General features: G+C 57.0%; 16 protein-coding genes. 5 read left to right on the top strand and 11 right to left on the bottom strand.

What is annotated here, in order from left to right; all coding sequences use genetic code 11:
* Positions 1 to 10: 10 nt before the first annotated feature.
* From urtA to GA0071314_RS00740, 6 genes are all read right to left on the bottom strand, one after another.
* Entirely contained in the window at positions 11 to 1366 is a 1356-nt protein-coding gene (gene urtA, locus GA0071314_RS00765; protein WP_074394860.1) for an urea ABC transporter substrate-binding protein, read from the bottom strand.
* Positions 1367 to 1731: 365 nt separating this feature from the next.
* Positions 1732 to 3228 carry a tripartite tricarboxylate transporter permease gene (locus GA0071314_RS00760; RefSeq protein ID WP_074394859.1) on the bottom strand — a complete coding sequence of 499 codons (1497 nt, stop codon included), beginning with the start codon at positions 3226 to 3228 and terminating at the stop codon, positions 1732 to 1734.
* A 49-nt stretch (positions 3229 to 3277) separates the two neighbouring features.
* Positions 3278 to 3760, bottom strand: coding sequence for a tripartite tricarboxylate transporter TctB family protein (locus GA0071314_RS00755; RefSeq protein WP_074394858.1), 483 nt, complete (start codon positions 3758 to 3760; stop codon positions 3278 to 3280).
* A gap of 96 nt (positions 3761 to 3856) precedes the next feature.
* Positions 3857 to 4855: a Bug family tripartite tricarboxylate transporter substrate binding protein gene (locus tag GA0071314_RS00750; RefSeq protein WP_074394857.1), complete on the bottom strand. Its 999-nt coding sequence runs from the start codon at positions 4853 to 4855 to the stop codon at positions 3857 to 3859.
* Between the two features lie 158 nt (positions 4856 to 5013).
* Positions 5014 to 5745, bottom strand: a complete 732-nt coding sequence (locus GA0071314_RS00745; RefSeq protein ID WP_074394856.1) for a response regulator — start codon at positions 5743 to 5745, stop codon at positions 5014 to 5016.
* Between the two features lie 63 nt (positions 5746 to 5808).
* A complete protein-coding gene (locus GA0071314_RS00740; protein ID WP_074394855.1) occupies positions 5809 to 7503 on the bottom strand; it encodes an ATP-binding protein in 1695 nt (564 codons plus the stop codon).
* Between the two features lie 147 nt (positions 7504 to 7650).
* Between GA0071314_RS00740 and GA0071314_RS00735 the strand changes: the two genes are divergently transcribed.
* Positions 7651 to 8403, top strand: coding sequence for a DUF481 domain-containing protein (locus tag GA0071314_RS00735; RefSeq protein ID WP_074394854.1), 753 nt, complete (start codon positions 7651 to 7653; stop codon positions 8401 to 8403).
* A gap of 245 nt (positions 8404 to 8648) precedes the next feature.
* Positions 8649 to 10208, top strand: a complete 1560-nt coding sequence (locus GA0071314_RS00730) for a BCCT family transporter (protein ID WP_074394853.1) — start codon at positions 8649 to 8651, stop codon at positions 10206 to 10208.
* A 41-nt stretch (positions 10209 to 10249) separates the two neighbouring features.
* On the opposite strand, the gene gcvA is transcribed toward GA0071314_RS00730, so the two are convergent.
* Positions 10250 to 11134 (bottom strand): transcriptional regulator GcvA, encoded by an 885-nt coding sequence (gene gcvA / locus GA0071314_RS00725; protein ID WP_074394852.1) that lies wholly within the window; start codon positions 11132 to 11134, stop codon positions 10250 to 10252.
* 123 nt (positions 11135 to 11257) lie between these two features.
* Between gcvA and amaB the strand changes: the two genes are divergently transcribed.
* The 3 genes from amaB (at position 11258) to amaA (ending at position 15626) form a co-directional block, all read left to right on the top strand.
* The gene (gene amaB / locus GA0071314_RS00720; protein ID WP_074394851.1) at positions 11258 to 12751 is read left to right on the top strand and encodes an L-piperidine-6-carboxylate dehydrogenase; all 1494 of its coding nucleotides are present in this window, start codon (positions 11258 to 11260) and stop codon (positions 12749 to 12751) included.
* Between the two features lie 70 nt (positions 12752 to 12821).
* Positions 12822 to 14279: a Na+/H+ antiporter NhaC gene (gene nhaC, locus GA0071314_RS00715; RefSeq protein ID WP_074394850.1), complete on the top strand. Its 1458-nt coding sequence runs from the start codon at positions 12822 to 12824 to the stop codon at positions 14277 to 14279.
* 54 nt (positions 14280 to 14333) lie between these two features.
* The gene (gene amaA / locus GA0071314_RS00710; RefSeq protein ID WP_074394849.1) at positions 14334 to 15626 is read left to right on the top strand and encodes an L-pipecolate oxidase; all 1293 of its coding nucleotides are present in this window, start codon (positions 14334 to 14336) and stop codon (positions 15624 to 15626) included.
* Positions 15627 to 15772: 146 nt separating this feature from the next.
* On the opposite strand, the gene hglS is transcribed toward amaA, so the two are convergent.
* The 4 genes from hglS to GA0071314_RS00690 form a co-directional block, all read right to left on the bottom strand.
* Positions 15773 to 17146 carry a 2-oxoadipate dioxygenase/decarboxylase HglS gene (gene hglS, locus GA0071314_RS00705; RefSeq protein ID WP_074394848.1) on the bottom strand — a complete coding sequence of 458 codons (1374 nt, stop codon included), beginning with the start codon at positions 17144 to 17146 and terminating at the stop codon, positions 15773 to 15775.
* Position 17147: 1 nt separating this feature from the next.
* Positions 17148 to 20267, bottom strand: coding sequence for a D-2-hydroxyglutarate dehydrogenase YdiJ (gene ydiJ / locus GA0071314_RS00700; protein WP_074394847.1), 3120 nt, complete (start codon positions 20265 to 20267; stop codon positions 17148 to 17150).
* Positions 20264 to 21517 carry a 2-aminoadipate transaminase gene (locus GA0071314_RS00695; protein ID WP_074394846.1) on the bottom strand — a complete coding sequence of 418 codons (1254 nt, stop codon included), beginning with the start codon at positions 21515 to 21517 and terminating at the stop codon, positions 20264 to 20266. Before GA0071314_RS00695 ends, ydiJ begins: the two co-directional genes overlap by 4 nt.
* A 207-nt stretch (positions 21518 to 21724) precedes the next feature.
* Entirely contained in the window at positions 21725 to 22546 is an 822-nt protein-coding gene (locus GA0071314_RS00690; RefSeq protein ID WP_074394845.1) for a flagellin N-terminal helical domain-containing protein, read from the bottom strand.
* Positions 22547 to 22616: the final 70 nt, after the last annotated feature.

Below are 22616 nucleotides of genomic sequence, written 5' to 3'. Positions count from 1 at the left end.
CCCCAGGACATTAATCCTCAGAGAGCGCTTCTTCCGCTTGCTCTTCGGCATCGCTGCCCATGCAGCGGTTTTCCGCCACGTTGTAGTTGCCGCATTCCATCGGCTTACGCCAGTCGCTGATCAAGTCCCGCGAGCCCGGCAGGTAGTCCGACCACGCATCGCCCGCAACGGTAGAGGGTGTTTCCCAAACCACGGCGAACTGACCGTCATCCTGAATTTCCCCGATCATGACCGGCTTGGTGATGTGGTGGTTAGGCATCATCGCCGCTGAACCGCCCGACAGGTTGGGCACGGTCACACCAATAATCGCTTCCTTGACCGCATCTACATCGGTTGTACCGGCTTTCTCCACGGCCTCTACCCACATGTTGAAGCCGATGTAGTGGGCTTCCATCGGGTCGTTGGTCACGGCGTCGTCTTCGCCGGTATGCTCAATCCAGGCGTCGATAAAGTCGTAGTTGGCGTCACTATCCACGCTCATGAAGTAGTTCCAGGCCGCCAGGTGGCCGACCAGCGGTGCGGTATCGATCCCGGTCAGTTCCTGCTCGCCTACCGAGAAAGCAACCACAGGAATATCCGCCGCGTCGATGCCCTGGTTACCTAGCTCGCGGTAGAACGGCACGTTGGCATCGCCGTTAACCGTGGAGACCACGGCGGTTTTCTTACCTTCGCTGCCGAAGCGGCCGATTTCCGAGACGATATTCTGCCAATCGGAGTGACCAAAGGGCGTGTAGTTGACCATGATGTCTTCATCGGCCACGCCAAATTCTTCTTTCAGATAGGCTTCGAGGATACGGTTGGTAGTACGCGGGTAAACGTAGTCGGTACCGGCCAACACCCAACGCTCCACGCCCACTTCATTTTTCAGATAGTTAACCGCTGGAATCGCCTGCTGGTTGGGAGCGGCGCCGGTGTAGAAGACGTTTTCCGAAGACTCTTCGCCTTCATACTGCACCGGGTAGAACAGCAGACCGTTGAGTTCTTCCACCACCGGCAGTACCGACTTGCGCGATACCGAGGTCCAGTTGCCGAAGATGACATCGACCTCTTCCTGCTCAAGCAGCTCGCGGGCACGCTCGGCAAATAGCGGCCAGTCGGAAGCCGGGTCCACCACTACCGCTTCAATATCACGGCCTAGCAGACCGCCTTCTTCATTTTGCTGTTCAATCAACAGCTCAACGGTATCTTTAAGAACCGTCTCGCTGATCGCCATAGTTCCAGAGAGGGAGTGCAGAATACCCACTTTAATCGGGTCATCGTCCTGCGCGATGGCCTGCGTGCTGGCCCCCATCACAGCGGCGGTTAGCAGGGCAGTTGAGAACACTTGGGAGGTCTTAGGGTGTGTCTTGCGTAGGAAAGTGGTCACTTGAATCTCCTTGCACCCCTTATGCTGGGGGCTTGTTTATTGGTCTCGTATGCCAAGCGCAAAACGCTGGTATACGTCTACTAGCAACAAGTTTTTGCAAGGGTTGCGCCAGAGTGGCACATTGCCGATTTATAAAAGCATAATCAGTTATTTAAGCTAACGCTTAAAAAGTCAAAAATGCCTAAATGCACTAGAATAGCGCACCCACACTCCATCAGCGCACGCTAACCATGCACCAATAGCATTCAACGCACCATCAGCGGGCGCCCATTAAAAAAGCGCCCCAGGGACCACCCAGGGCGCTTTACCTAACACGTATACGTTATGCACAAACTTAGCTGGATAACGTATCTGGTCATACCTTCCTAGCTATTTACCGCCTTGCGTTTGCGGAGCTTCTTCACCAGCGGCATGAACAGTGAGAGCAATGCCAAGGACAACAATCCCAGAGAAATCGGCTTAGCGATAAAGATGCCCCAATCGCCGCCGGAGATTTGCAGCGCGCGGCGCATGGACTCTTCCATCAGGCTGCCTAGAATCAGCGCCAGAATCAATGGCGCTGCCGGGAAGCCAAACAGTCGCATACCCAAACCGATCAGGCCGAAGCCAAGCAGTAGGAACAGATCGAACACGCTAAAGCTCAGCCCATAAACACCAATCATGCAGAAGATAAGAATCATCGACAGCAGCAGCGGGCGTGGCAGGTCGAGTATCTTGGCGATCAGCGGAATCAGCGGCAGGTTGAGCACCAGCAGGAAGATGTTGCCGATGTACATACTCGCAACGACCCCCCAGAACACATCGGGGCGCTGCTCCATCATCGCCGGCCCTGGGTTAACGCCCATCACCAAAAGTGCACCCAGCAAGACCGCCGTGGTACCCGAGCCGGGCACACCAAGGGTGAGCAGCGGCACAAAGGACCCGGTACAGGCAGCGTTGTTGGCGGCCTCAGGGGCGGCCACGCCTTTAATATTACCGGTCCCAAAGGTGTCGCCATCTTTGGCCAGACGCTTCTCCATGCTGTAGCCCAAAAACGAGCCAATGGTGGCCCCAGCCCCTGGAAGCACCCCAGTGAAAAACCCGAGCACCGAGCTGCGACCTACCGGGCCCGCGATTTCCTTCACTTCAGCCCGCGAAAGCTTTAACGAGCCAATGGCGTTGCGTGGCTTTTCCTTACCGCCACCACCGCGCAGCAGCATGTAAAACACCTCGGCCAGGGCAAAAACACCCAGTGCGACCACCAGAAAATCAATGCCATCCAACAGGTGGGCGGAACCGAACGTGAAACGCTCCGTGCCGGTCTGCATATCAATGCCCACAATCGAAATGATCACCCCCACCACGGCGGCAATCAGCCCCTTGACCAGCGATTTATCCGACAGCGATACCACGGCGGTCAGGCCCAGTGCCATTAGTGCAAAATATTCCGGTGGGCCAAAGCTAACTGCTACTTTGGAAAGCAGCGGGGCCACTAACATCAGGAAAATAACCGACACCGTTCCGCCGGTAAAAGAGGCGTAGGCTGCAATCGCCAGGGCTTTACCCGCCTGACCTTTTTTAGCCATCGGGTAACCGTCAAACGAGGTCGCCACGGTGCCCGCCACGCCAGGGGCGTTAAGCAGAATCGACGACGTAGAACCGCCAAAAATAGCCCCATAATAAACCCCGGCCATCAAGATAAGTCCTGAGGAAGGGTCCATGGAAAAGGTAATCGGAATCATCAGGGCCAACGCGCTGATCGGCCCCAGCCCCGGCAGCATACCGATAATCGTCCCGGCAAACACACCGGCAAAAACATAGGCGATATTGATCGGCTCAAGCGCGATGCCAAAGCCGTACATAAGATTATTAAACGCTTCCATAGGATTTACTCCCGACGACCCACCATGCGAGTCGACTCAAACGGCTCAGTTAAAACGGCAGCACACCGGTCGGCAAATAGACGTCCATCACTTTCGTCATGACTAGGTAAAGACCCAGCACAACACTCAGTGAACAGGCGATATTAATACTGTGGCGACGATAGCCGTAATAATGTGTTAAGCCCACAGAGAGCAGTCCGGAGGCCAGCACAAACCCCAGCGGCACCAGCAAGGCAGCATAGACAGCAATGGCTACTGAGGTCACGATCACCCGCCCCCAGGGAGAGAGCCAGAACGGACCATGCTGGGTGGTGTCTTCCGGCTCATCATCCTCTTCCTGCGCCGCAGGCTTTTCAAAGAATAGGCAGACCGAGAGTAGCGCAAGCAAGCTGCCCAGCACTTTCGGGAATAGGTCAGAATCGACCGGCCGTGGCATTGGGAATGCCGGCACCTGCCAGGCTAGGGCAAGATATAGCACTGAGAAAGCCAGCAGCACTACGGCCAGCCATTGGTTGGTATTCAATCGCGTCATGGAAATCTCTCCGAAGGAGTAGGACACCCCTCGCGGTTATAGCGTATCCGCCCAGGGCGCTAGGGCCCTGGGCAAGTACACGTCAAGACATGGGGATTATTCGCTCAGCAAACCCAGTTCACTCAGCACATCCTTGAACTCGGCTTGCTGCTCATCCAGGAAATTACCGAAGGTTTCGCTATCCTGGTAGGAGTCAATCCAGCCCAACTGGTCACTCGCTTCGCGCCAGCTGTCGGTTTCCATCATCTCGGTGAACAGGTCTTCATAATAGGCCACCGCTTCTTCGGGCATGTCGGGTGCACCCATCACACCGCGCCAGATATCGAAGGTGTAGTCGTAGCCTTGCTCCTGATAGGTCGGCACATCGCTCAACGCACCGCCTAGACGCTCTTCGGAAGAGACCCCAAGGGCGCGTAGCTCGCTATCGTCGCCAAGCTGGCCCACGGCTTCACCGGCGCCGCCGATCACCGCTTCAATATGCCCACCCATGAGGTTCGTCATGGCATCGCCGCCGCCCGAGAAGGGAACGTAGTTGACGGAAGCCGCATCAAGACCCGCCGCCGAGGCCAACCCGGCAATCGAGATATGGTCCATCGAGCCTGGCGCACTGCCGCCACCCACACTCAGGTTGGGGTCTTCTTCCAGCGCGGTGAGCAGGTCTTCCAGCGTTTCATAGTCGGAATCCGCGTCTACCAGTACGATGGAATAGTCGGTATTGATCCGTGCGATGGGCGTGAAGTCGGTGTGGTCATGGCGCGAGGCTTCTGCCAGCGGCACCAAAATCATCGGTGGGCTGGTGGCAAACAGCTTCTGGGGGTTGCCTTCGTCGCGGGCGACCTGCGCCCAGGCAACGGCACCGCCACCACCGGGTACGTTGATAGCGGCAAAGCGCTCGTCGGAGAGTTCTTCTTGCTGAATCACTCGCGACATGGTGCGCACAAGCGTGTCCCAACCGCCACCAGGGTTAGCAGGGGCGACGAACTCGACTGAACCATCGGGCGTCCACTCTTGGGCCTGGACATGGCCAGCAATAGCGCTGAGCGCGGCGAATGGCAAAGCAATGACGCTAAGGCGCTTGATAGAAAGCAAGGGCATGATGACGTTCTCCACTTATCAATGTTGTTGTGTAGGTATTGATGTAATTGATGTTGTTGTGTGGTGTACGCCGCGAACGTTAAAAGAACCCTCCCCTGCCAACAAGTTTCTGAACATAAACGACAAAAAGTTCTTTGTGTGCATTTTGTTCATTTTGATCACAGCGGTGTTTGCCAACTCCATGTATCGTTAAGCAATCGATAACGGCGCTCGGGCCGGCCCACATCGCCGTATCCCAACTCTGCGCTAACCGCTTGCTCGGCGACTAAAAATTCCAAATACCGCCGTGCGGTGGAGCGGCTTGCCCCCAGCATACGAGCGACCTGCATGGCAGTTTGTGGGTCATCGCCACTGCCCAATGCCTCGACCACCCGTTGCAGGGTCAGCGGGTCGATGCCTTTTGGCAAACTACGCCCGCTGGCGGTGCTGGTTTCCGCTGGCTGGGCCCGGGCCAGAACCTGGTCAAGCTCGGCCTGATTCATCTCGGCGCGGCAGGCCAGTGCTTCGCGCTCGCGGCGAAAACGCGCCAGCATTTGCGTCATACGGCTCGCTTCAATCGGCTTGATAAGATAATCAAACACGCCGCCGCGCAGCGCCTCACTAATGGTGTCTACTTCTCGGGCGGCGGTGACCATGACGATATCCACATGCACATACGCACGGCGTAACGACCATAATAGCGAAAGGCCTTCAACGTCAGGCAGGTAGGCATCCAGCAGAATCAGCTGCACGTGCTGGCCGTGCTCGACCATTAAGGCGTTTGCTTCGGCGCCGTTGCGCGCCATCCCTACGACGTAGAATCCCTCGCTCTGCTCGATAAACGCGCGATGAATATCGGCAATGCGGAAATCGTCTTCCACCACCAAAATACCGTAGCCTGTCGCCGACATAACGTCCCTCTTGCCGCGGTGATTGATTGTTAATATACGTGGGCTAAGTAAATCAAAGCCTAGCTAGCTTATCACGGGCGATGGGGAAGCCGCGGGGGCGCACAACGTACGGTCTAACACCGCAATAAAACAAGCACCGCCGAGCTCTCCATCCTCCAGTGTTACCGTACCGCCATGCTGGCGACACAGCCGCGCCACCAGGGCGAGCCCCAACCCCTGGTGTTGGCCGGATTTGGTCGAAAAGCCTTCACTAAAAATCGACTCAGCGTGGTCCTCGGGCACGCCCGGCCCATTATCCTCAACTTCAATCAGCAGTTGCTCACCTAAATCAGTGAAGAATAGCCGCACCCGGGGGGGCTCGTTCGGGCCGTGTAAAGCCGCGTGGCAAGCGTTGTCCAGCAGGTTGCCGACCACGCTCATCACCACCTCTTGACCGGTCGGGGTTAGCGGGCTGCTAAGCGAGCTTTGCTCGTCAATCTCAAGCGTTACTCCCAGTTCGCGGGCACGGGTCAATTTGCCCATCAGGGTGCCGCTCAAAACGGTATCCGCGACGTTACGCATCAAAAAGCTCATTTGCGCCTGGGCGCGCTCTGTTTCCTGGTGGATGAGCGCCAGAGCTTCATCGATGCGTTTGAGCTGCAACAACCCTGAAATAGTGTAAAGCTTGTTGGAGAACTCGTGGGCCTGGGCGCGCAGCATGTCCACATCACGACTAGCCTGGGTCAGCGCCTGGGAAAGGTCGACGATCTCGCGGCGGCTGCGGAAGGTCGCCACGGCGCCTTCGATTTCCCCCTCGTGCAGAATCGGCACGCGATTCACCACCACGGGATGATCCCCCAGCCACATTTGTTGGTCGAACTCTTGCTCACCGTGCCTCAAAACCTCCAGTAACCGCGAGTTGGGTACCACTTCGCGGATGGGCTGGCCTAGCAACACATACTCATCGGTCAAATTGAGAAAGCGTCGCGCCTGCTGGTTAACCAGGGTAATTTGACCTTCACGATTCACCGCCAAAATACCTTCGTGAATCGATTGCAAGATAGCTTCTTTTTCCATCGCCAGTCGGGCAATTTCATAGGGCTCCAGCCCCAAAATGACACGTTTTAGATGCTGGGAGAGCCAATAGGCACCGGCAAACCCCAGCACAATCATTAGCGCTACTAGCCCCCAGCCGAGGCTGGTATAACGGGCAACATCCATCTCGACGCGGTCAAGCATAAATCCGACCGAGACAATGCCGATGATATTCCCCTCCTCATCGCGCACCGGGGTTTTGCCGCGCATGGCGGTGCCCAGTGTGCCGGTCGCTTCAGACACATAGGATTCGCCATCCTCAAGCGCTGGTGCATTATCACCGCCCACCATGGTTAAGCCGATGCGCTCAGCAACGGGATGGGAATAACGCACGCTCTGGGTATTGCCTACCACGACATATCGCGCACTGGTTTCACGCCGCACGCGCTCGGCCAGCGGCTGTATGACGCTTGAGGGATTCTCATCGTCAAAGGCTTCGATCAACTCGGGCATCGCAGCCACCGTCTTGGCCACCGCCAAGGCCCGTTCGCCCATTTGCGTACTGATAATTTCGGCTTTACGGTGATTCAGATAGGTGCCTTGGGCCAACAGCATGCCCGCCAGCAGCAGCCCTACCAGTAACATAACCTGCAGGCGAAAGCTGCGCTTATACCAGCGCCGCCTTGATCGGGTACGACGCCAGCGCTGCAGTTCAGCTAAGGTTTTGGAGCGGGGGGCAGACATAACGGCACTCACAAGCGGTAACCGCCTCATTATGGCACGCGCACTCGTAGGGGGGTAAACTTCGCCGCTAACTACTTAACTCGCTACACATTAACCCTTAAAGTGCCTCGCTCAGACCTGGAAGAGCGTCATGCCAAGGAGAACGTCATGTTGTTAAAGGGCTGGAGCCCATTATGCATTCTGGTGGTGGCTTGCCTATTGGCAAACTCGGCGACGGCAAGCCCGTTTTATGCCCCCTCTCCTCCGCCGGAGGATGCCCCCATCTTTAGCGGCGACACCGAATTGGGCTATAACCGTCTGGCGGGTAACACCAACAGTGAAACGCTGATCGGGAAAACTCGCTTACAGTGGCTAACGGGCAATTTGACCCACTCGCTGCGCGGCGAGGTGCGCCACGTGCGCAGAGAGGATGAAACCAGTGCCGAGCAGTACCTGCTGGCGGGCCGCGAACGCTATGACCTTAATGGTCCGCACTACCTGTTTGGCTTTGCCCGCTGGGAAAAAGACCGCTTTGCAGGTTACGACCAGCAGCTAAGCGCCATTGGCGGTTACGGTCGGCAACTGTTGGATAATGACACTCACAAACTGTCACTGGAGGCGGGGCCTGGCTATCGCCATGACCGGCTTCGTGGGCATGGCAACGAACGGTTTGGGGTTGCCTATTCGGCGGTCGATTATCGCTGGTCATTTGCCGACTACGCCGATATCAGTCAAGAAATGTCGCTGGAATATACGCGCAAAAACGTCACCACGCGCTCGCTTACCGCCTTGACCGCTAGGCTGAACTCCAAGCTCTCGCTGCGGCTCTCCCACGAGATCAAACACAACTCTGAGCCTCCGGAAGAAGCCGATAAACGCAGCGACACCACTACTAGCGCGTCGCTGCTTTACAACTGGTAGCAACCAATTAACGGTTAACGCCTTCTGTCAGAGCTGAGGGCGTGTGCTTTCACCGGCCAACCTCACTAGCGGGCGCACCAAAATGCAGCAACAGACGTTAGACGTTGGTCTATAAAGGCGTTACAATACGCAAAGTTTCCTGTCCTAGCGCCATTCACTGAATGGCGCTTTTTTTTGCGCCACTTTTCAACGCGGCAAGCTGCTACGTTTGGCAGATACCTTGCCCAACCCTACAACGGACTCTCATGACACAATCAACTCAAGACGCGCCTTCGCGCCCTAGTGGCGTGCGCGTACTCGGCGACCCATTGATGCTACTGCTTAGCATCGGTTTTATCGTGGCCTTTATTGGTCTGTCGCTTTACGACGTCGACCTCGTTGCCAATAGCATCAGCACCGGCTTCGCCTGGACGGCACGCGTGTTTGGCACCTACTTTCAGTTGCTGTTGATCGCCACCTTCTTGATTGCTATTGGCTTGGCCTTTACCCCCGCCGCCAACGCCAAGATTGGCAACCTCGATGCGCCAGAAATGAGCACTTTCAAGTGGCTATCAATTATTTTGTGCACCCTGCTGGCCGGGGGCGGGGTATTTTTCGCAGCGGGCGAGCCGGTCTATCATTTCGTAGTCACCCCGCCCGCGTTTGACAGCGAGGCGGGTACGCCAGAAGCAGTCGCCAACGCACTAGCCCAATCATTTAACCACTGGGGCTTTCTGGCCTGGGCGGTGCTCGGGTCGCTGTCGGCGATCGTGCTGGCCCACGCGCACTATGTGAAAGGTCAGCCGCTTCAGCCGCGTACGCTGCTCTACCCGGTACTCGGCGAGCGTCTATTGCGCGGGCCACTAGGTGGCGTGATTGATGCCTGCTGCGTGATCGCCCTGGTGGCCGGCACCGTGGGGCCAATCGGTTTTCTGGCGACCCAGGTCAGTTTCGGTTTACACGAGTTGTTTGGTTTGCCAGAAGGCTATACCGGCCAACTGATCATTCTTGCCGCGCTGGGCAGCATCTATGTGCTGTCGTCCATGAGCGGCATCCACAAAGGCATTCAGTTGCTCAGCCGGTTTAACGTCCTGCTCGCCCTGGCGATCGGCGCGGTGATCTTTATTTTCGGCCCAACCTTGTTCCTCGCCAACAGCTATGTCGCGGGCATGGGCACCTACATCAGCGAATTCTTCACCATGGCGACCACTACCGCGGACACCGCGCCCGACTGGTGGATGCAGTGGTGGACGGTGTTCTTCTTTGCCTGGTTCATCGGCTACGCGCCGCTGATGGCGATCTTCGTGGCACGCATTTCGCGCGGCCGTACCATTCGCCAGATGATTATCGCCGTCGCCGTCATTGCGCCGATCGCCACCTCGGTTTGGTTTACCCTGCTGGGCGGTTCGGGCATTTACTATCAGCTGAACGGCGCCATTGAACTGACCGAAGCGCTGAACAATTTCCAGTTTGATGTGGCGACATTGGCCGTGGCCCAGGCGCTGCCCGGCGGTACCTGGATGGCGCTGGCGATCCTGCTGTTGACCACCATCTTCGTGGCCACTACCGGTGACTCGATGAGCTACGCGATTGCCGTGGTCGGCGCCGGTCACGATGACCCAAGCCCCTACGTGCGCGCCTTTTGGGGTATCGCCATGGCGTTGATGGCAGCGGTGTTGCTGAACATGGGCGCCGGTCAGATCAGCGCGCTTCAGCAGTTTATCGTGATCACCGCGATTCCGGTGTCGTTGATATTGCTGCCCACGTTATGGCACGGCCCCAAGGCGGCTTATGCCATGGCGCGGGAGCAGGGCATTATTGAGTGAGCCCCAAAGTGCTGAGTGGTTAAGCAAAACGGCTCAGCACTTTAAAGTCGTGCTTTAATCCATTCAGTAAATGATTTGACCTTATGCAGATCCGCCATGTGTTCTGGGTAGGCCATATAGTAAGCATCCTGGCTGTTGAGTGAGAACGGCCAGGGAATGACCAGTTTCCCCTCATCAAGCTCTTCTTGAGCAAGGAATCTCGGCACTAACGCAACACCACACCCTGCTCGCGCCGCTCTTAGTGCCATATAAAAGGTATCAAACCTTGGCCCGTGGTAGCTGTGCTCGGTATACAGGTCCTGGGCTTCAAACCAGTCGTGCCAGGCTTCCGGGCGCGTCGATACCTGCAACAGGATCATCCTGGTGAGCGCCAGCGGGTCATTGACATCCGTTTGCTCCATCACACCAGGCGCGCAGACAGGCACGACCTCCTCATCCAATAACTTAATACATTCGGCACGCGGCCATACCCCATGGCCAAAAAAGAACGCGATCTCAATACGCTCCTTTTGCATATCAAAAGGTTCGGCCCGATTCGAAATGTTGAGGTTAATGCTTGGGTGTTTAAAACGAAATCCGTTCAATCGAGGGATGAGCCAACGCGCACCAAAAGTGGGCAAGGTGGCAACATTCAATACATCGGACTCCACGCCATAGGACTGCATATAGCGCGTCGACATCTCCACTTGGGCCAAGATTTTGCGCGCTTCACTCAAGTAAACCGCCCCTTCTGGCGTTAGATGCAACCGCTTTCTTACCCGCCTGAATAGCGGATGTTGCAGCGTCGCTTCCAGATGAGAGACCTGCTTGCTCACGGCGCTCTGAGTCAGGCTTAGCTCATCCGCTGCACGGGTGAAACTGAGATGACGTGCCGCTGCTTCAAAACAGTGCAAGCCGCTTAATGAAGGCAAATGTCGACGTCGCATCACAACCCACCTCATGAAATAAAGGAATGACGTTTTTCATAAACATCGTTTGATGGCTCACCAATACCCTAGCAATACTGGCCCCGTAACCAATTTACTCACAACTCAACATTTGGTGAAGCAATGATTCATTCCCTGATGGAAAAAATGGGCGTCGCAAAAGAGCAGTATCAAGGCGGTGACCTTGTTGTCACCACCCCCATTGATGGCAGCGAGATTGGTCGTCTAACAACCTCCTCCAGCAGCGAAGTGGATACCGCTATCGCGAATGCAGAAAAAGCTTTTTCAGCCTGGAAGTGTGTGCCAGCGCCCCGCCGCGGTGAATTGGTTCGCCTGTTTGGCGAGCAGCTGCGTGAACATAAACAATCATTGGGTGAGCTGGTCACCTGGGAGTGCGGCAAGATCCTTCCTGAAGGTCTGGGCGAAGTTCAGGAAATGATCGATATTTGCGATCTCGCCGTTGGCCAATCTCGCCAGTTGTTTGGCCTGACCATTGCTTCCGAGCGCCCCGGCCACCATATGCGTGAGAGCTGGCACCCACTAGGCCCGATTGGCCTGATTACCGCGTTCAACTTCCCTGTTGCTCCCTGGGCATGGAATTCAGCACTGGCACTGGTATGTGGCAATAGCCTGCTATGGAAGCCTTCTGAAAAAACCCCGTTAACCGCACTCGCCTGCCAAGCGTTATTGGATCGCGCGATAGAGGCGTTCGGTGATGAAGCGCCCAAGCATTTGAGCCAGGTGATTATTGGCGAACGGGCAGCAGGCGAGCAGCTAGTGGATGACTCACGCGTAGCGCTTATCAGTGCCACTGGCAGCACCCGTATGGGTCGCGAAGTCGGCCCCAAAGTGGCGGCGCGCTTTGGCCGTAGCATTCTCGAGCTGGGCGGCAACAATGCGATGATTTTGGCACCGAGTGCCGATCTGGACATGGCGACGCGCGCCATTCTCTTCTCCGCGGTCGGTACGGCAGGCCAGCGCTGCACCACGCTTCGTCGCCTGATCGTTCATGAGTCCATCAAGGATGACGTGTTGGCGCGGCTGAAAAAGGCTTATCAAGGGGTGAGCATCGGCAACCCACTGGAAGGCAATCTGGTAGGCCCCTTGATCGATCACCAGGCCTTCGACGCCATGCAGAGCGTACTGGCCAAAGCGCGTGAGCAGGGTGCGAATGTCTTCGGTGGAGACCGTGTCGACGTTGCCAGTAGCGATGATGGCTACTACGTGGAACCCGCCATTGTTGAGGTAAGCGAGCAAAATTCGCTGGTCAAGCACGAAACCTTTGCGCCCATTCTCTATGTACTCACCTATCAAGATCTGGATGAGGCCATTGCCACCAATAATGACGTTCCCCAGGGGCTATCCTCCTGCATCTTTACGACCGATGTGCGTGAGGCTGAAACCTTCGTCTCCGCCGTCGGTAGTGACTGCGGCATCGCTAACGTCAACATCGGCCCCAGCGGCGCGGAAATTGGCGGCGCCTTTGGCGGCGAGAAAGAGACCGGTGGCGGTCGTGAGTCAGGGTCTGACGTCTGGAAAAGCTATATGCGTCGCCAAACCAACACCGTGAACTACTCCCGTGAGCTCCCATTAGCCCAAGGCATTAAATTCGACTAACCCTTCCCCAACAAGCAAGGGCTCTTGTGTCAGGAGCCCTTATGAACAACACAAAAAAAGAAGGTGATGTATGCGTGACGATGTCCAAATCGGCCCGACGCCGGGCCTCGCGATGGCGCTACTACCGCTGCTGGCCACTACCGCCATTCTTATACTGCAGTTTTTTGTTTTCTCCGACTTTACTCCCCATATTCCGTTAGCGTTCGGCATTATGATTTGCGCCATGTGCGGGCGCATACGGGGCGTTCCCTGGGAAAAAATGGAAGCCTCAATGCTGGAGGTGGTCAAGCTCGGCATGCCCGCCATTTTTATTCTCTTGGCGGTCGGCATGGTGATTGGCACCTGGATCCTTTCCGGCACAGTGCCCACGCTGATGTATTATGGTTTTCAACTGGTTTCTCCCTCCTATTTCCTCGTCGCTACTTGTGTGATTAGTGCCCTGGTATCGCTCGCAACGGGCACATCCTGGGGGACGGTCGGGACTCTCGGGCTTGCTCTGATGGGCATCGGGGAGGGGTTGGGTATTCCCATGCACCTTACGGGCGGGGCGCTCGTTTCAGGCGCCTTCTTTGGCGATAAAATGTCGCCCTTATCAGAGACGACCAATTTGACACCGGCGGTCTGTGAAACGGATCTATGGAGCCATATACGCAGCATGATGGCGACCACCGTGCCCGCGATGCTCATAGCGTTGGTGCTTTATGTGTGGTTGGGCGCTGACTATGGCGGTGAGTTTGAGCGCAGCACGGATATCGCCACCTTTCGCCAGGCCCTTGATGACACCTTTACCCTTTCCTGGATCACCCTGATTCCCCCCGTTGTGGTGATTGGTCTGGCACTGTTCAAATTTCCCCCCTTTCCCACCATCTTTACCGGCGCAGCGATCGGCGGCTTGGTGGCCATCGGTGTTCAAGGCGAAACCTTACACGCGGTATTCGATGCCATGCAGAATGGTTTTAGCAGCAATACCGGCAATTCAGCGATTGATGAACTTTTAAGCAGTGGTGGCGTACTCTCAATGACCTGGGTGGTTACCTTGACGTTCTTTGCGTTGGGGTTCGCTGGGATGCTGGAGGCGTACGGCGCGGTGGATGCGATCATCAAGCAGCTAATGCGGCTGATTAAAGGTCGCTTCAGCCTAGTGGCGACAAGCTCCGGCACGACCCTCGCGGTGAGCACGATTATCGGCGATGTGTATACAACGCTAGTGTTACCCGGCCGCCTGCTAAAAGGTCAGTATCAGGCCATGGGCTACAAGACTTGTACGCTGTCGCGCTCCATCGAAGACAACGGCACGCTCTCTTCTCCCTTGATTCCCTGGAACATGGGCGGTGGGTTTGTGTCGTCGACCATCGGCGTCCCCACACTGGCTTATGCACCTTTCGCCTTTGCCTGCTGGCTATCGCCGCTATTCGGACTGCTTTGGGCACTCACCGGCCGCTTTATTCCCCGCGACGAACCTGAGCAGCCTGAAACAAACGAGACTGAAGCGCCGCACGCTGTGCCCACCTCTCAAGCGACTTCATAGCCACCTAAGGTCGGCCCTGGGCCGACCTGCGCTTCTTTTTAAGGAGGTATTAACATGCCAACGACCCTCTCCGAGCGCTGCCTTTGGCCCGAAACAAGTGCTGAAACACCGCTGGACTACCCCACGTTAGCCAGCCATGAAGAGGTCGATGTGTGTGTGGTGGGCGGTGGGATTACGGGTCTCTCCACCGCGTTGCACCTGGCCGAGCAAGGTATCCAAGCAACCTTGCTGGAGGCTGGGGATATCCCCAGTGGCGGGTCAGGGCGCAATGTGGGTCTGGTCAATGCCGGGCTTTGGATACCCCCCGATGACATTGTGGCCGCACTGGGCAAAGAGAACGGTGAGCGGGCCAACACGGTGCTGGGCGGCGCGCCGTCAAAAGTCTTCGACCTCATCGAGCGCCATGGGATCGCCTGCGATGCCACCCGAACAGGCACCTTGCATCTTGGCCATAACGCCAAAGGTTGCCAGGAGCTCGCCCGCCGTCGCGATCAATTGCAACACCGTGGGGCGCCGGTGACGCTCTTGGAAGGAGAGGCATGCGAGCGTGCGACCGGCACGTCCCAGATACAGGCAGCACTTCTTGATGAGCGCGCGGGCACACTCAATCCGTGCGCCTATACGCGGGGGCTTGCTCGCGCGGCGGCCCACTTAGGCGCCACGCTTTACTGTCAAAGCGCAGTCACCGGTATCGAACGACAAGGAGACCGCTGGCGCGTGTTGACCCAAGGCGGCAGCGTGACCGCGAACCAGATTGTGTTGGCCACCAACGCTTATAGCGAAGATGACTGGAATCAAGTCCGCAAGCACTTTTTTACCGGGCATTACTATCAACTGGCGTCGGAACCGCTTACCGGCGAAGCCGCCAAGGCGATACTTCCAGGTAAGCAAGGTGCCTGGGACACGCGCACCGTGCTGAGCAGCATCCGTCGCGATAAGGAAGGTCGCCTGTTACTGGGCAGCCTGGGTAAAGGCGAAGGCAAGCCGCTGAACTATCTGACCCGTTGGGCCGATACGATACAGAACCACTACTTTCCTGCGCTCGGCAACGTTCGCTGGCAATACACCTGGACTGGCAAGGTCGCCTTTACCCCTGACCACACCTTACGTATTTTTGAACCGGCCCCCGGAATATTGTCAGCTACCGGTTACAACGGGCGCGGCATTACCACCGGTACCGTGGTCGGCGAGGGCTTTGCTCACTATATTGCCAAGGGCGATGACAGCCTGCTCCCTCTGCCGTTATCGCAGCCTAACCCCATTAAAGCACGCCCGTTATGGAGCTGCGCCTATGAAAGCGGCTTCTCGCTGTATCATGCAGGCCAGTGCCTACGGGTGCTGATTTAATCAGAGTGTCACTACTTACGATTCTTTAAATAAAAACGTGCGCCGCGAGTTAACCGCATGCGCACGTTTTTGTGTTTAGCTTATTGTCTAAATGCCATCCTTTAACTTAAAGACACTGCAGCACATCCTTGTGCTGCATGCAGGCTCTAAACGAATGCTTCACCTTTTAACGCTGCCAACACCTTGGCTTTAGAAGCGTTTTCGCGTTCCGAATAGAGTGATAGTTCATCGGTGACCCGTTCCCCCAGCGCCTCTTCGAAGGCATCACGATTAGCGTTACCTGCATAGGCCTCGTTCTGCCCTCCCCCCAGGTTCGACTGGAAAATACCCGCCGCGCTGACCGGTAGAAAGTCCTCATAGGTAATGGGTTGGGCTTCCACCAAGCCTTGTTCGATCAACGCCTCAATATCGTGACCGGCACTCCCTTTAGTGGTCTGCCCGGCGGCTGTCAGATGGTAGTGAAAGTACGCCAGGCCTTCCCGGCGCATGGTCTCATCATTATCAGGAAACTTGGCGAAGACGTCTTTCATGACCCTTTGGTGTGCGTCGTTACCCAGCCCAGCGGTCTGTTGGCGGCCTTCATTGAGCAACTGGTCATACAGCGCACGGCCTTTCGGCGTTAGCGCCATACCGCGCTGCTCGATTTCACCAAAACGGGCGGTATGGGTACCTTGGGCGTTCCCGGCAAAGCGAATCGACTCTTCCAATGCTTTAAAGCTGGTTTGACGCAACAAAATGGGGCACTCACGACGCGGCGGCCCTTCAATGACGGCTTTCGGGTTCATGCCCATCTCCGGCATGCGGCGCTGTACTTCATCGATGTCCAAGGTACGCGGCGTCAGGTGATTGATGTGCGGCCCGCGAAAGCACACCACATCGGCAATCAACCGGTGCTCGTCGTGTAGCGCCTGATAGGTATCCAGATCGACCGTGGCATCCTGATGCCAGCGGAAGGTTTCCAGGGCTTCCGTGACAAACTGGTCGGCTTCCTCGCTGGTTAATCCCCCCTGGGTTTCATGACGTTCGATAAGCTCGCGGGCGCCCGGAGTAAAAATATCCCGCTTCGCCAGGATCTCTTCTGAACGCTGGCGCAGCGCCTCATCTTCAATGAGCTCTAAACGCAGGAGCGAGGTAAACACCCGGAAAGGGTTCATCGCTAGGGCGTCGTCATCAATAGGCCGAAAGGCCGTTGAGTGAACCGGCACCCCCGCTTCAGACAGGTCGTAATAACCCACCGGATACATGCCCATGACGGCAAACAGACGGCGCAGCATGGCAAGCTCTGCGGCGGTTCCCACGCGAATGGCCCCGTGGCGTTCGACGCTCAAACGTGCCAACTCGCCCTGGGCTTCCAACCGGCGGTGCAGTTCAGGCTGCTGGCTAAGGGTTTCCTGGTTAACAGTGTCCACCAGTTCCAGCAGCGTGCCGTACTGCGGCACTTCGGCTTGATACATGGCCGACATGGCCTTGGAGAAACGATCGCGAACATCATTGGTGGAAAGAAGGTCTGCTTGGGTCATTTTATTGCTCTCCCGTGTCTGTTGTTGGGTTAAGAGATACCGACTTCAATTGCGCCAATAGCGCCTGTAGGGGATGGTGCAAGGTTTGCGCTGAGTAGCGCTTCACCTGGCTGCGGCAGGAGTAGCCGGTGGCCAGTATCTTGCCTGCGTTTTCCTCGGCCTCTACCTGGGGCTGCCAGGACTGGGCATAGATCGTTTGTGACGTCGCGGTATTACGGGCTTCATGGCCGTAGGTGCCGGACATACCGCAGCAGCCGGTGGCCATCAGTTCGAGCTCTAACCCAAACGCCGCGAACACCTGCTGCCACGCTTTGGGGCTACCCGGCGCGTTGGTCTTCTCGGTGCAGTGGGAGAGCAGCTTAAAACCCAGGTCGGTTAGTGTGAGCTGGCTGGGCGCCAACGTATTGATGCGAGTCGCCAGCCACTCCTGCAGCATCAGCACCTCCGGCACCGCGTCTTCGCCTAACGCTTTAACGTACTCCTGGCGATAGGTGAGCGTCATCGCCGGGTCGATGCCCACCAGGGGGATATCGAAGCGGGCCAGGGTGCGTAGCCGCTCGGCCTGTTTGGCGGCGGTGCGCTCGAAGGCGCCCAAAAAGCCCTGCACCTGGAGCGGTTTGCCGTTCGCGGAGAAGGGCATCACGAATACGCGTAGATTCAGACGCGACAGCAGTTCTACGACGTCCATCACCAGCTTGGCTTCAAAGTGAGTGGTGAAGGCGTCCTGAACAAGTATCACGCTGTTGGCGCGCTGCTGTTCGGTTAACAGCGCCAGCGAGAGCGGCGTTGCTTCGGCGACGCCCCAGGCGCTGAGCTGCTTTTTGACGCTGGCCCGTGAAAGCGTCGGTGAATCGTTCATGCCCAAGGTGCGGCGCATCAGTTGCTCTACCCAGCGCTGGCCAATCACCGTGTTATACAGCGGTGCGGCCTTGGCCAGGGTGGGCAGCATAAATTCGGTGCCGCCAATCACGTAGTCGCGCAGCGGGCGCAGGTAGCGGCCGTGGTAGACCTCCAAAAACTGCGAACGGAACTGCGGTACGTTCACTTTTATCGGGCACTGACCCGCGCAGGATTTACACGCCAAACAGCCCGCCATGGCGTCGTAAACCTCGTGGGAGTAGTCGTGGTGCTGCTTGCGGCTTAGCGTGTTCGCCACCCGCAGCGGAAAGCGCTTAATAAAGCCCCAGCCGCCCTCGGCTTTCTTCTTGCGCGACTCCTCGACCACATCGATGCCCGCCTGGGTCTGCAACCGCAGCCATTCGCGGATCAGGCTGGCGCGGCCTTTGGGCGAGTGGCGACGATCCCGTGTGGCCTTCCAGGAGGGGCACATGGGGTCGTCAAGGTCGTAGTTGTAGCAGGCGCCGTTGCCGTTGCAGTAAACCGCGGCGTCGTAGGCCTGCCAGGCACGCTCGTCGATGGTGCGGTCAAGCTGGCCGCGCATGGGCACGCCATCAATGGTCAGCAGATCGGGGTCGCTATCCTTGGCGATGAGCTCGCCGCTCTCGGAGGGCGTTGCGATCTTGCCGGGGTTAAGCTGGTTAAACGGATCAAAGGCGGCTTTGACCCGCTGTAGGCTGGGGTAGAGCTCGCCAAAGAACCGGGGGGCGTACTCCGAGCGCACACCTTTGCCGTGTTCGCCCCACAGCAGGCCGCCATATTTTTGGGTCAGCGCTGCGACTTCATCGGAGACCGCACGAATCAGTTTTTCCTGCTCGGAATCCTTCATATCGATGGCGGGGCGTACGTGGAGTACTCCCGCATCCACATGGCCAAACATCCCGTAAGAAAGACCGCGGGCATCCAGCGCGGCGCGGAACTCGGCAATAAAGTCCGCCAGATGCTCCGGCGGTACGGCGGTATCTTCCACAAAGGGAATCGGGCGCTCTTCCCCCTCCACATTGCCGAGCAACCCCACCGAGCGTTTGCGCATGGCGTAGACTTTTTGAATCTGTGGACGGCCTTCGGCCAGGGTGTAGCCTAAGCGCTCCACCGTGGGATCCTGGCTAAGAAGATCGGCGAAGGTACGCACTCGCTCAGCCAATCGCTCAGGATCATCGTCATTAAACTCGATCAGGTTAATGCCACGAATCGGCGTGCTACCGGAGGCGGGGAAAAACTCCGCTACGCTGTCCCAGACGAAGTCCTCCATAGCCAGTTGCAGCACGGTGTCGTCGATGGTCTCAATCGAGGTAGGCTGCGCGCTGGCAGTCATTAATGCTTTGGCATCCCGCAGGGCGTCCATAAAACTGGTATAGCGCACATTGACCAGGATGGAGTGCTCGGGAATCGGCAGCACGTTCAGCACCGCTTCATTTAAAAAGCCCAGCGAGCCTTCCGAGCCGCACAGCAGGCTGTTGAGGTTGAGCTGCCCCTCGCCGTCGCGCAGGTGGGCCAAGTCGTAGCCGGTCAAGCAGCGGTTGAGCGGCGGAAATTTTGCCGCAATCAGCTCACGCTGCTGGTCGATAATCTCGGCAGCGGTAGTATGCACGCGGCCCAGAATGCCTTCCTGCTGGCGCTCGGCCTGTTCTTCGTCCGGGGTTAGCGCACGACTGTGCAGGTGCTTTCCGCCAATCAGAACGGTATCGAGTTCAAGCACGTGGTCGCGGGTTTTGCCGTATTCACAGCTGCCCTGGCCGCTGGCATCGGTGGAAATCATGCCGCCAATGGTGGCGCGATTAGAGGTGGAGAGCTCTGGGGCAAAAAACAGCCCGTGGGGCTTCAGCGCAGCGTTGAGCTGATCCTTGATCACCCCGGCCTGAACGCGCACCCGGCGGTTCTCAACGTCGATTTCAAGGATCCGGTTCATATGGCGGGAGATGTCTACCACAATGCCGTCGGTCAAAGACTGACCGTTGGTGCCGGTACCGCCGCCTCTGGGCGTTAGCACAATACCCCGGTGGGTGGTTTGCGCGACCAGTCGGGTCAGGCGCTCCAGGTCTTCGGCATGCTTGGGATAGACCGCCGCCTGGGGCAGGCGCTGGTAAATCGAGTTATCCGTCGCCAGCACCGTGCGGTTGGCATAGTCAGGCGCTATTTCGCCTTCGAAGCCGCAGGCCGCCAGCGCTTCAAGGAACTCAGCATAATGACTTGCCAGCGGCGCCTCACCCAGCGTTGCGATCATGCCTCAAGCGTCTCCAGCGCCTGCTCGATGAGCCCCAGGCCCTCTGCCATGATCTCTGGCTCGGTGGTCAAGGGAGGCAATAAGCGCAAGACATTACGTTTACGGCCACTGGGCATTAATAAAACCCCGGCATCACGACTGGCTACCAAGAGGTTGGCCAAGTGCTCCGCCCCCGTCGCATTTTCAGTGTCTTCAAAAACAATGCCGCGCATAGCACCAACGCCTGTCATCGCTCCCACCATGGGGAAGCGCTCGCTTGCTTTCCAGCGTTGATAAGCACTGACAATCGCCGCTTCTTGTGCATTTGACCATGCACTTAGCGCTTCTTCCTGCATGACATCCATTACGGCCAGTGCCGCCGCGCAGGCCACCGCATTACCCGAGTAAGTGCCGCCCAAGGCCCCTTTGGGCAACGCATCCATTAATTCGCGCCGACCTACCACAGCGGCCAGCGGCAGGCCTGCGGCCATGCTTTTCCCCATTAGCAAGAGATCCGGCTCAATGCCCAAATGGGTAAAGCCAAATCGCTGGCCAGTTCGCCCAAAGCCAGACTGAATCTCGTCACAAATCAACAAGATGTTGTGTTTGTCGCAAACGTCTCGCAGTGCTTTGGCAAACTGCGGGCAGAGTAAACGAAATCCCCCTTCTCCCTGGATGGGCTCAACGATAATGCTGGCGACTTCATCGGCGGGTATTTCAACGTCAAACAGCCTCTCCAGCGCAGTAAGCGCCTGCTCCGCTGTCACACCGCTGTCCCGGCTGGGAAAAGGCAGGTGATAAACCGGCCCCGGCAAGGCGCCTAATCCCGATTTGTAAGGTTTAACTTTGCCATTCAGGTTTAACGCTGCCAGTGTCCGGCCATGAAAAGCGTCATCAAACGCAATCACCGCTTGCCGCCCCGTCACGCCGCGGGCAACTTTAAGCGCATTTTCGGTAGCCTCCGCGCCACTGTTCGTCAGCATGCACGACAGCGGATACGAGACCGGCACGAACTGATTCAGCGCTTCCGCCACCGCTAAATAGCCACGATGCGGCAGCGCGTTAAAGGCAGAATGCATCAAGGTCTCGACTTGGGCTTTAATGGCTTCGACGACCGCTGGGTGGCTATGGCCAAGATTCAGCACGCCAATGCCGCCGATAAAATCGATATAGCGCTGCCCTGCTTCATCCCAAACTTCAGCATTACGCCCACGCGCAATACAAATCGGGTGTATGACACCCAGCGCGGCACTTACATGGGGAAGAACCATTGCCGTGACGTCTCCTGTCATTTCGTGTGAATGACAGTATCAAAGCAAATTCATGCAAAGGTTCACAAACGAAAAAAAACGCTCAATGCATTCCAAACTGGAATGTTAGAAGCAAAATAGGCAGGTATTTAAAGAAAAAAATGCGAAACACTGCAAAAAAGGAATGATTTTTTTATTTATGTATCCCAGAAGTAAATAATAAGGGGGCTACAGACCTTCCAGCAGCCGCATAATCATCTGCGGTTGCTGGTTAATACGGCCCAGCATGCTGATGCCGACTTGCTGGAGAATTTGCGCGCGTAACAGGTTGGAGACTTCCTTAGCGTAGTCAGCGTCCTGAATGCGCGACTGGGCGGCGGAGGTATTGACGATATTGGTGTTGAGTCCGTCCACCACGCTATCAAAACGGTTTTGGGTTGCACCCAGATAGCTACGCTGGCGATCCACTCGGTTGATCGCTTCGTCGATAGCATCCATCGGATTGGGCGTGGCCGAGCCATCGTCTAAAACGCTGAAAGCGTCCAGATTCAGCGCCCCTACGCCCATGGCCTCAAATTGCACGCCAATCACATCCCCCGCATTGACCCCCACCTGGATATTGAGCGTTTGGTCGCTTGCCATCAGCTTAATGCCGTTAAAATTACTCTGCCCGGCAATACGATCGATCTCTTCCAGGCGCTGATCAATTTCTAGCTGGATAGAGGCAAGATCGGAGGAGGAGTTGGTGCCATTCGCGGCTTGAACGCTGAGTTCGCGCATGCGCTGCAGGCTGTCATTGATGAGGTTCAGCGAGCCTTCCGCTGTTTGCACCATCGAGATGCCATCGTTGGTGTTGCGGATCGCCTGGTTCATACCGCGAACGTGAGCTTCCATGCGATTGGCAATGGCTTGCCCCGCCGGGTCATCCTTGGCGCTATTAATCCGCAGGCCCGACGACAGCCGCTGCATGGCGGTTTGCATCGACTGCTGGCTACCTCGCAGGTGCTGCAGGGTAAGCAAGGAACTGATATTGGTTTTGAGGCTTAACACCGATCTCTCCCAAGCGACGCGGCGCTTAAAGGTGAAACAGCCATAGGAATACGAGTTATCGGCCGTCAAG

Origin of the sequence: Halomonas sp. HL-93 (assembly GCF_900086985.1) — a bacterium.
GTDB lineage: Bacteria > Pseudomonadota > Gammaproteobacteria > Pseudomonadales > Halomonadaceae > Vreelandella.
The sequence above is the reverse complement of the archived record's forward strand: the minus strand, read 5'-3'. Positions and strand labels throughout refer to the sequence as shown.

Coding starts and splice junctions, on each gene's coding strand:
- GA0071314_RS00760 (WP_074394859.1), bottom strand. CDS start 3,228: ATGGAAGCGTTTAATAATCTTATGTACGGCTTTGGCATCGCGCTTGAG.
- GA0071314_RS00755 (WP_074394858.1), bottom strand. CDS start 3,760: ATGACGCGATTGAATACCAACCAATGGCTGGCCGTAGTGCTGCTGGCT.
- GA0071314_RS00750 (WP_074394857.1), bottom strand. CDS start 4,855: ATGCCCTTGCTTTCTATCAAGCGCCTTAGCGTCATTGCTTTGCCATTC.
- GA0071314_RS00745 (WP_074394856.1), bottom strand. CDS start 5,745: ATGTCGGCGACAGGCTACGGTATTTTGGTGGTGGAAGACGATTTCCGC.
- GA0071314_RS00740 (WP_074394855.1), bottom strand. CDS start 7,503: ATGTCTGCCCCCCGCTCCAAAACCTTAGCTGAACTGCAGCGCTGGCGT.
- GA0071314_RS00735 (WP_074394854.1), top strand. CDS start 7,651: ATGTTGTTAAAGGGCTGGAGCCCATTATGCATTCTGGTGGTGGCTTGC.
- GA0071314_RS00730 (WP_074394853.1), top strand. CDS start 8,649: ATGACACAATCAACTCAAGACGCGCCTTCGCGCCCTAGTGGCGTGCGC.
- gcvA (WP_074394852.1), bottom strand. CDS start 11,134: ATGCGACGTCGACATTTGCCTTCATTAAGCGGCTTGCACTGTTTTGAA.
- amaB (WP_074394851.1), top strand. CDS start 11,258: ATGATTCATTCCCTGATGGAAAAAATGGGCGTCGCAAAAGAGCAGTAT.
- nhaC (WP_074394850.1), top strand. CDS start 12,822: ATGCGTGACGATGTCCAAATCGGCCCGACGCCGGGCCTCGCGATGGCG.
- amaA (WP_074394849.1), top strand. CDS start 14,334: ATGCCAACGACCCTCTCCGAGCGCTGCCTTTGGCCCGAAACAAGTGCT.
- hglS (WP_074394848.1), bottom strand. CDS start 17,146: ATGACCCAAGCAGACCTTCTTTCCACCAATGATGTTCGCGATCGTTTC.
- ydiJ (WP_074394847.1), bottom strand. CDS start 20,267: ATGATCGCAACGCTGGGTGAGGCGCCGCTGGCAAGTCATTATGCTGAG.
- GA0071314_RS00695 (WP_074394846.1), bottom strand. CDS start 21,517: ATGGTTCTTCCCCATGTAAGTGCCGCGCTGGGTGTCATACACCCGATT.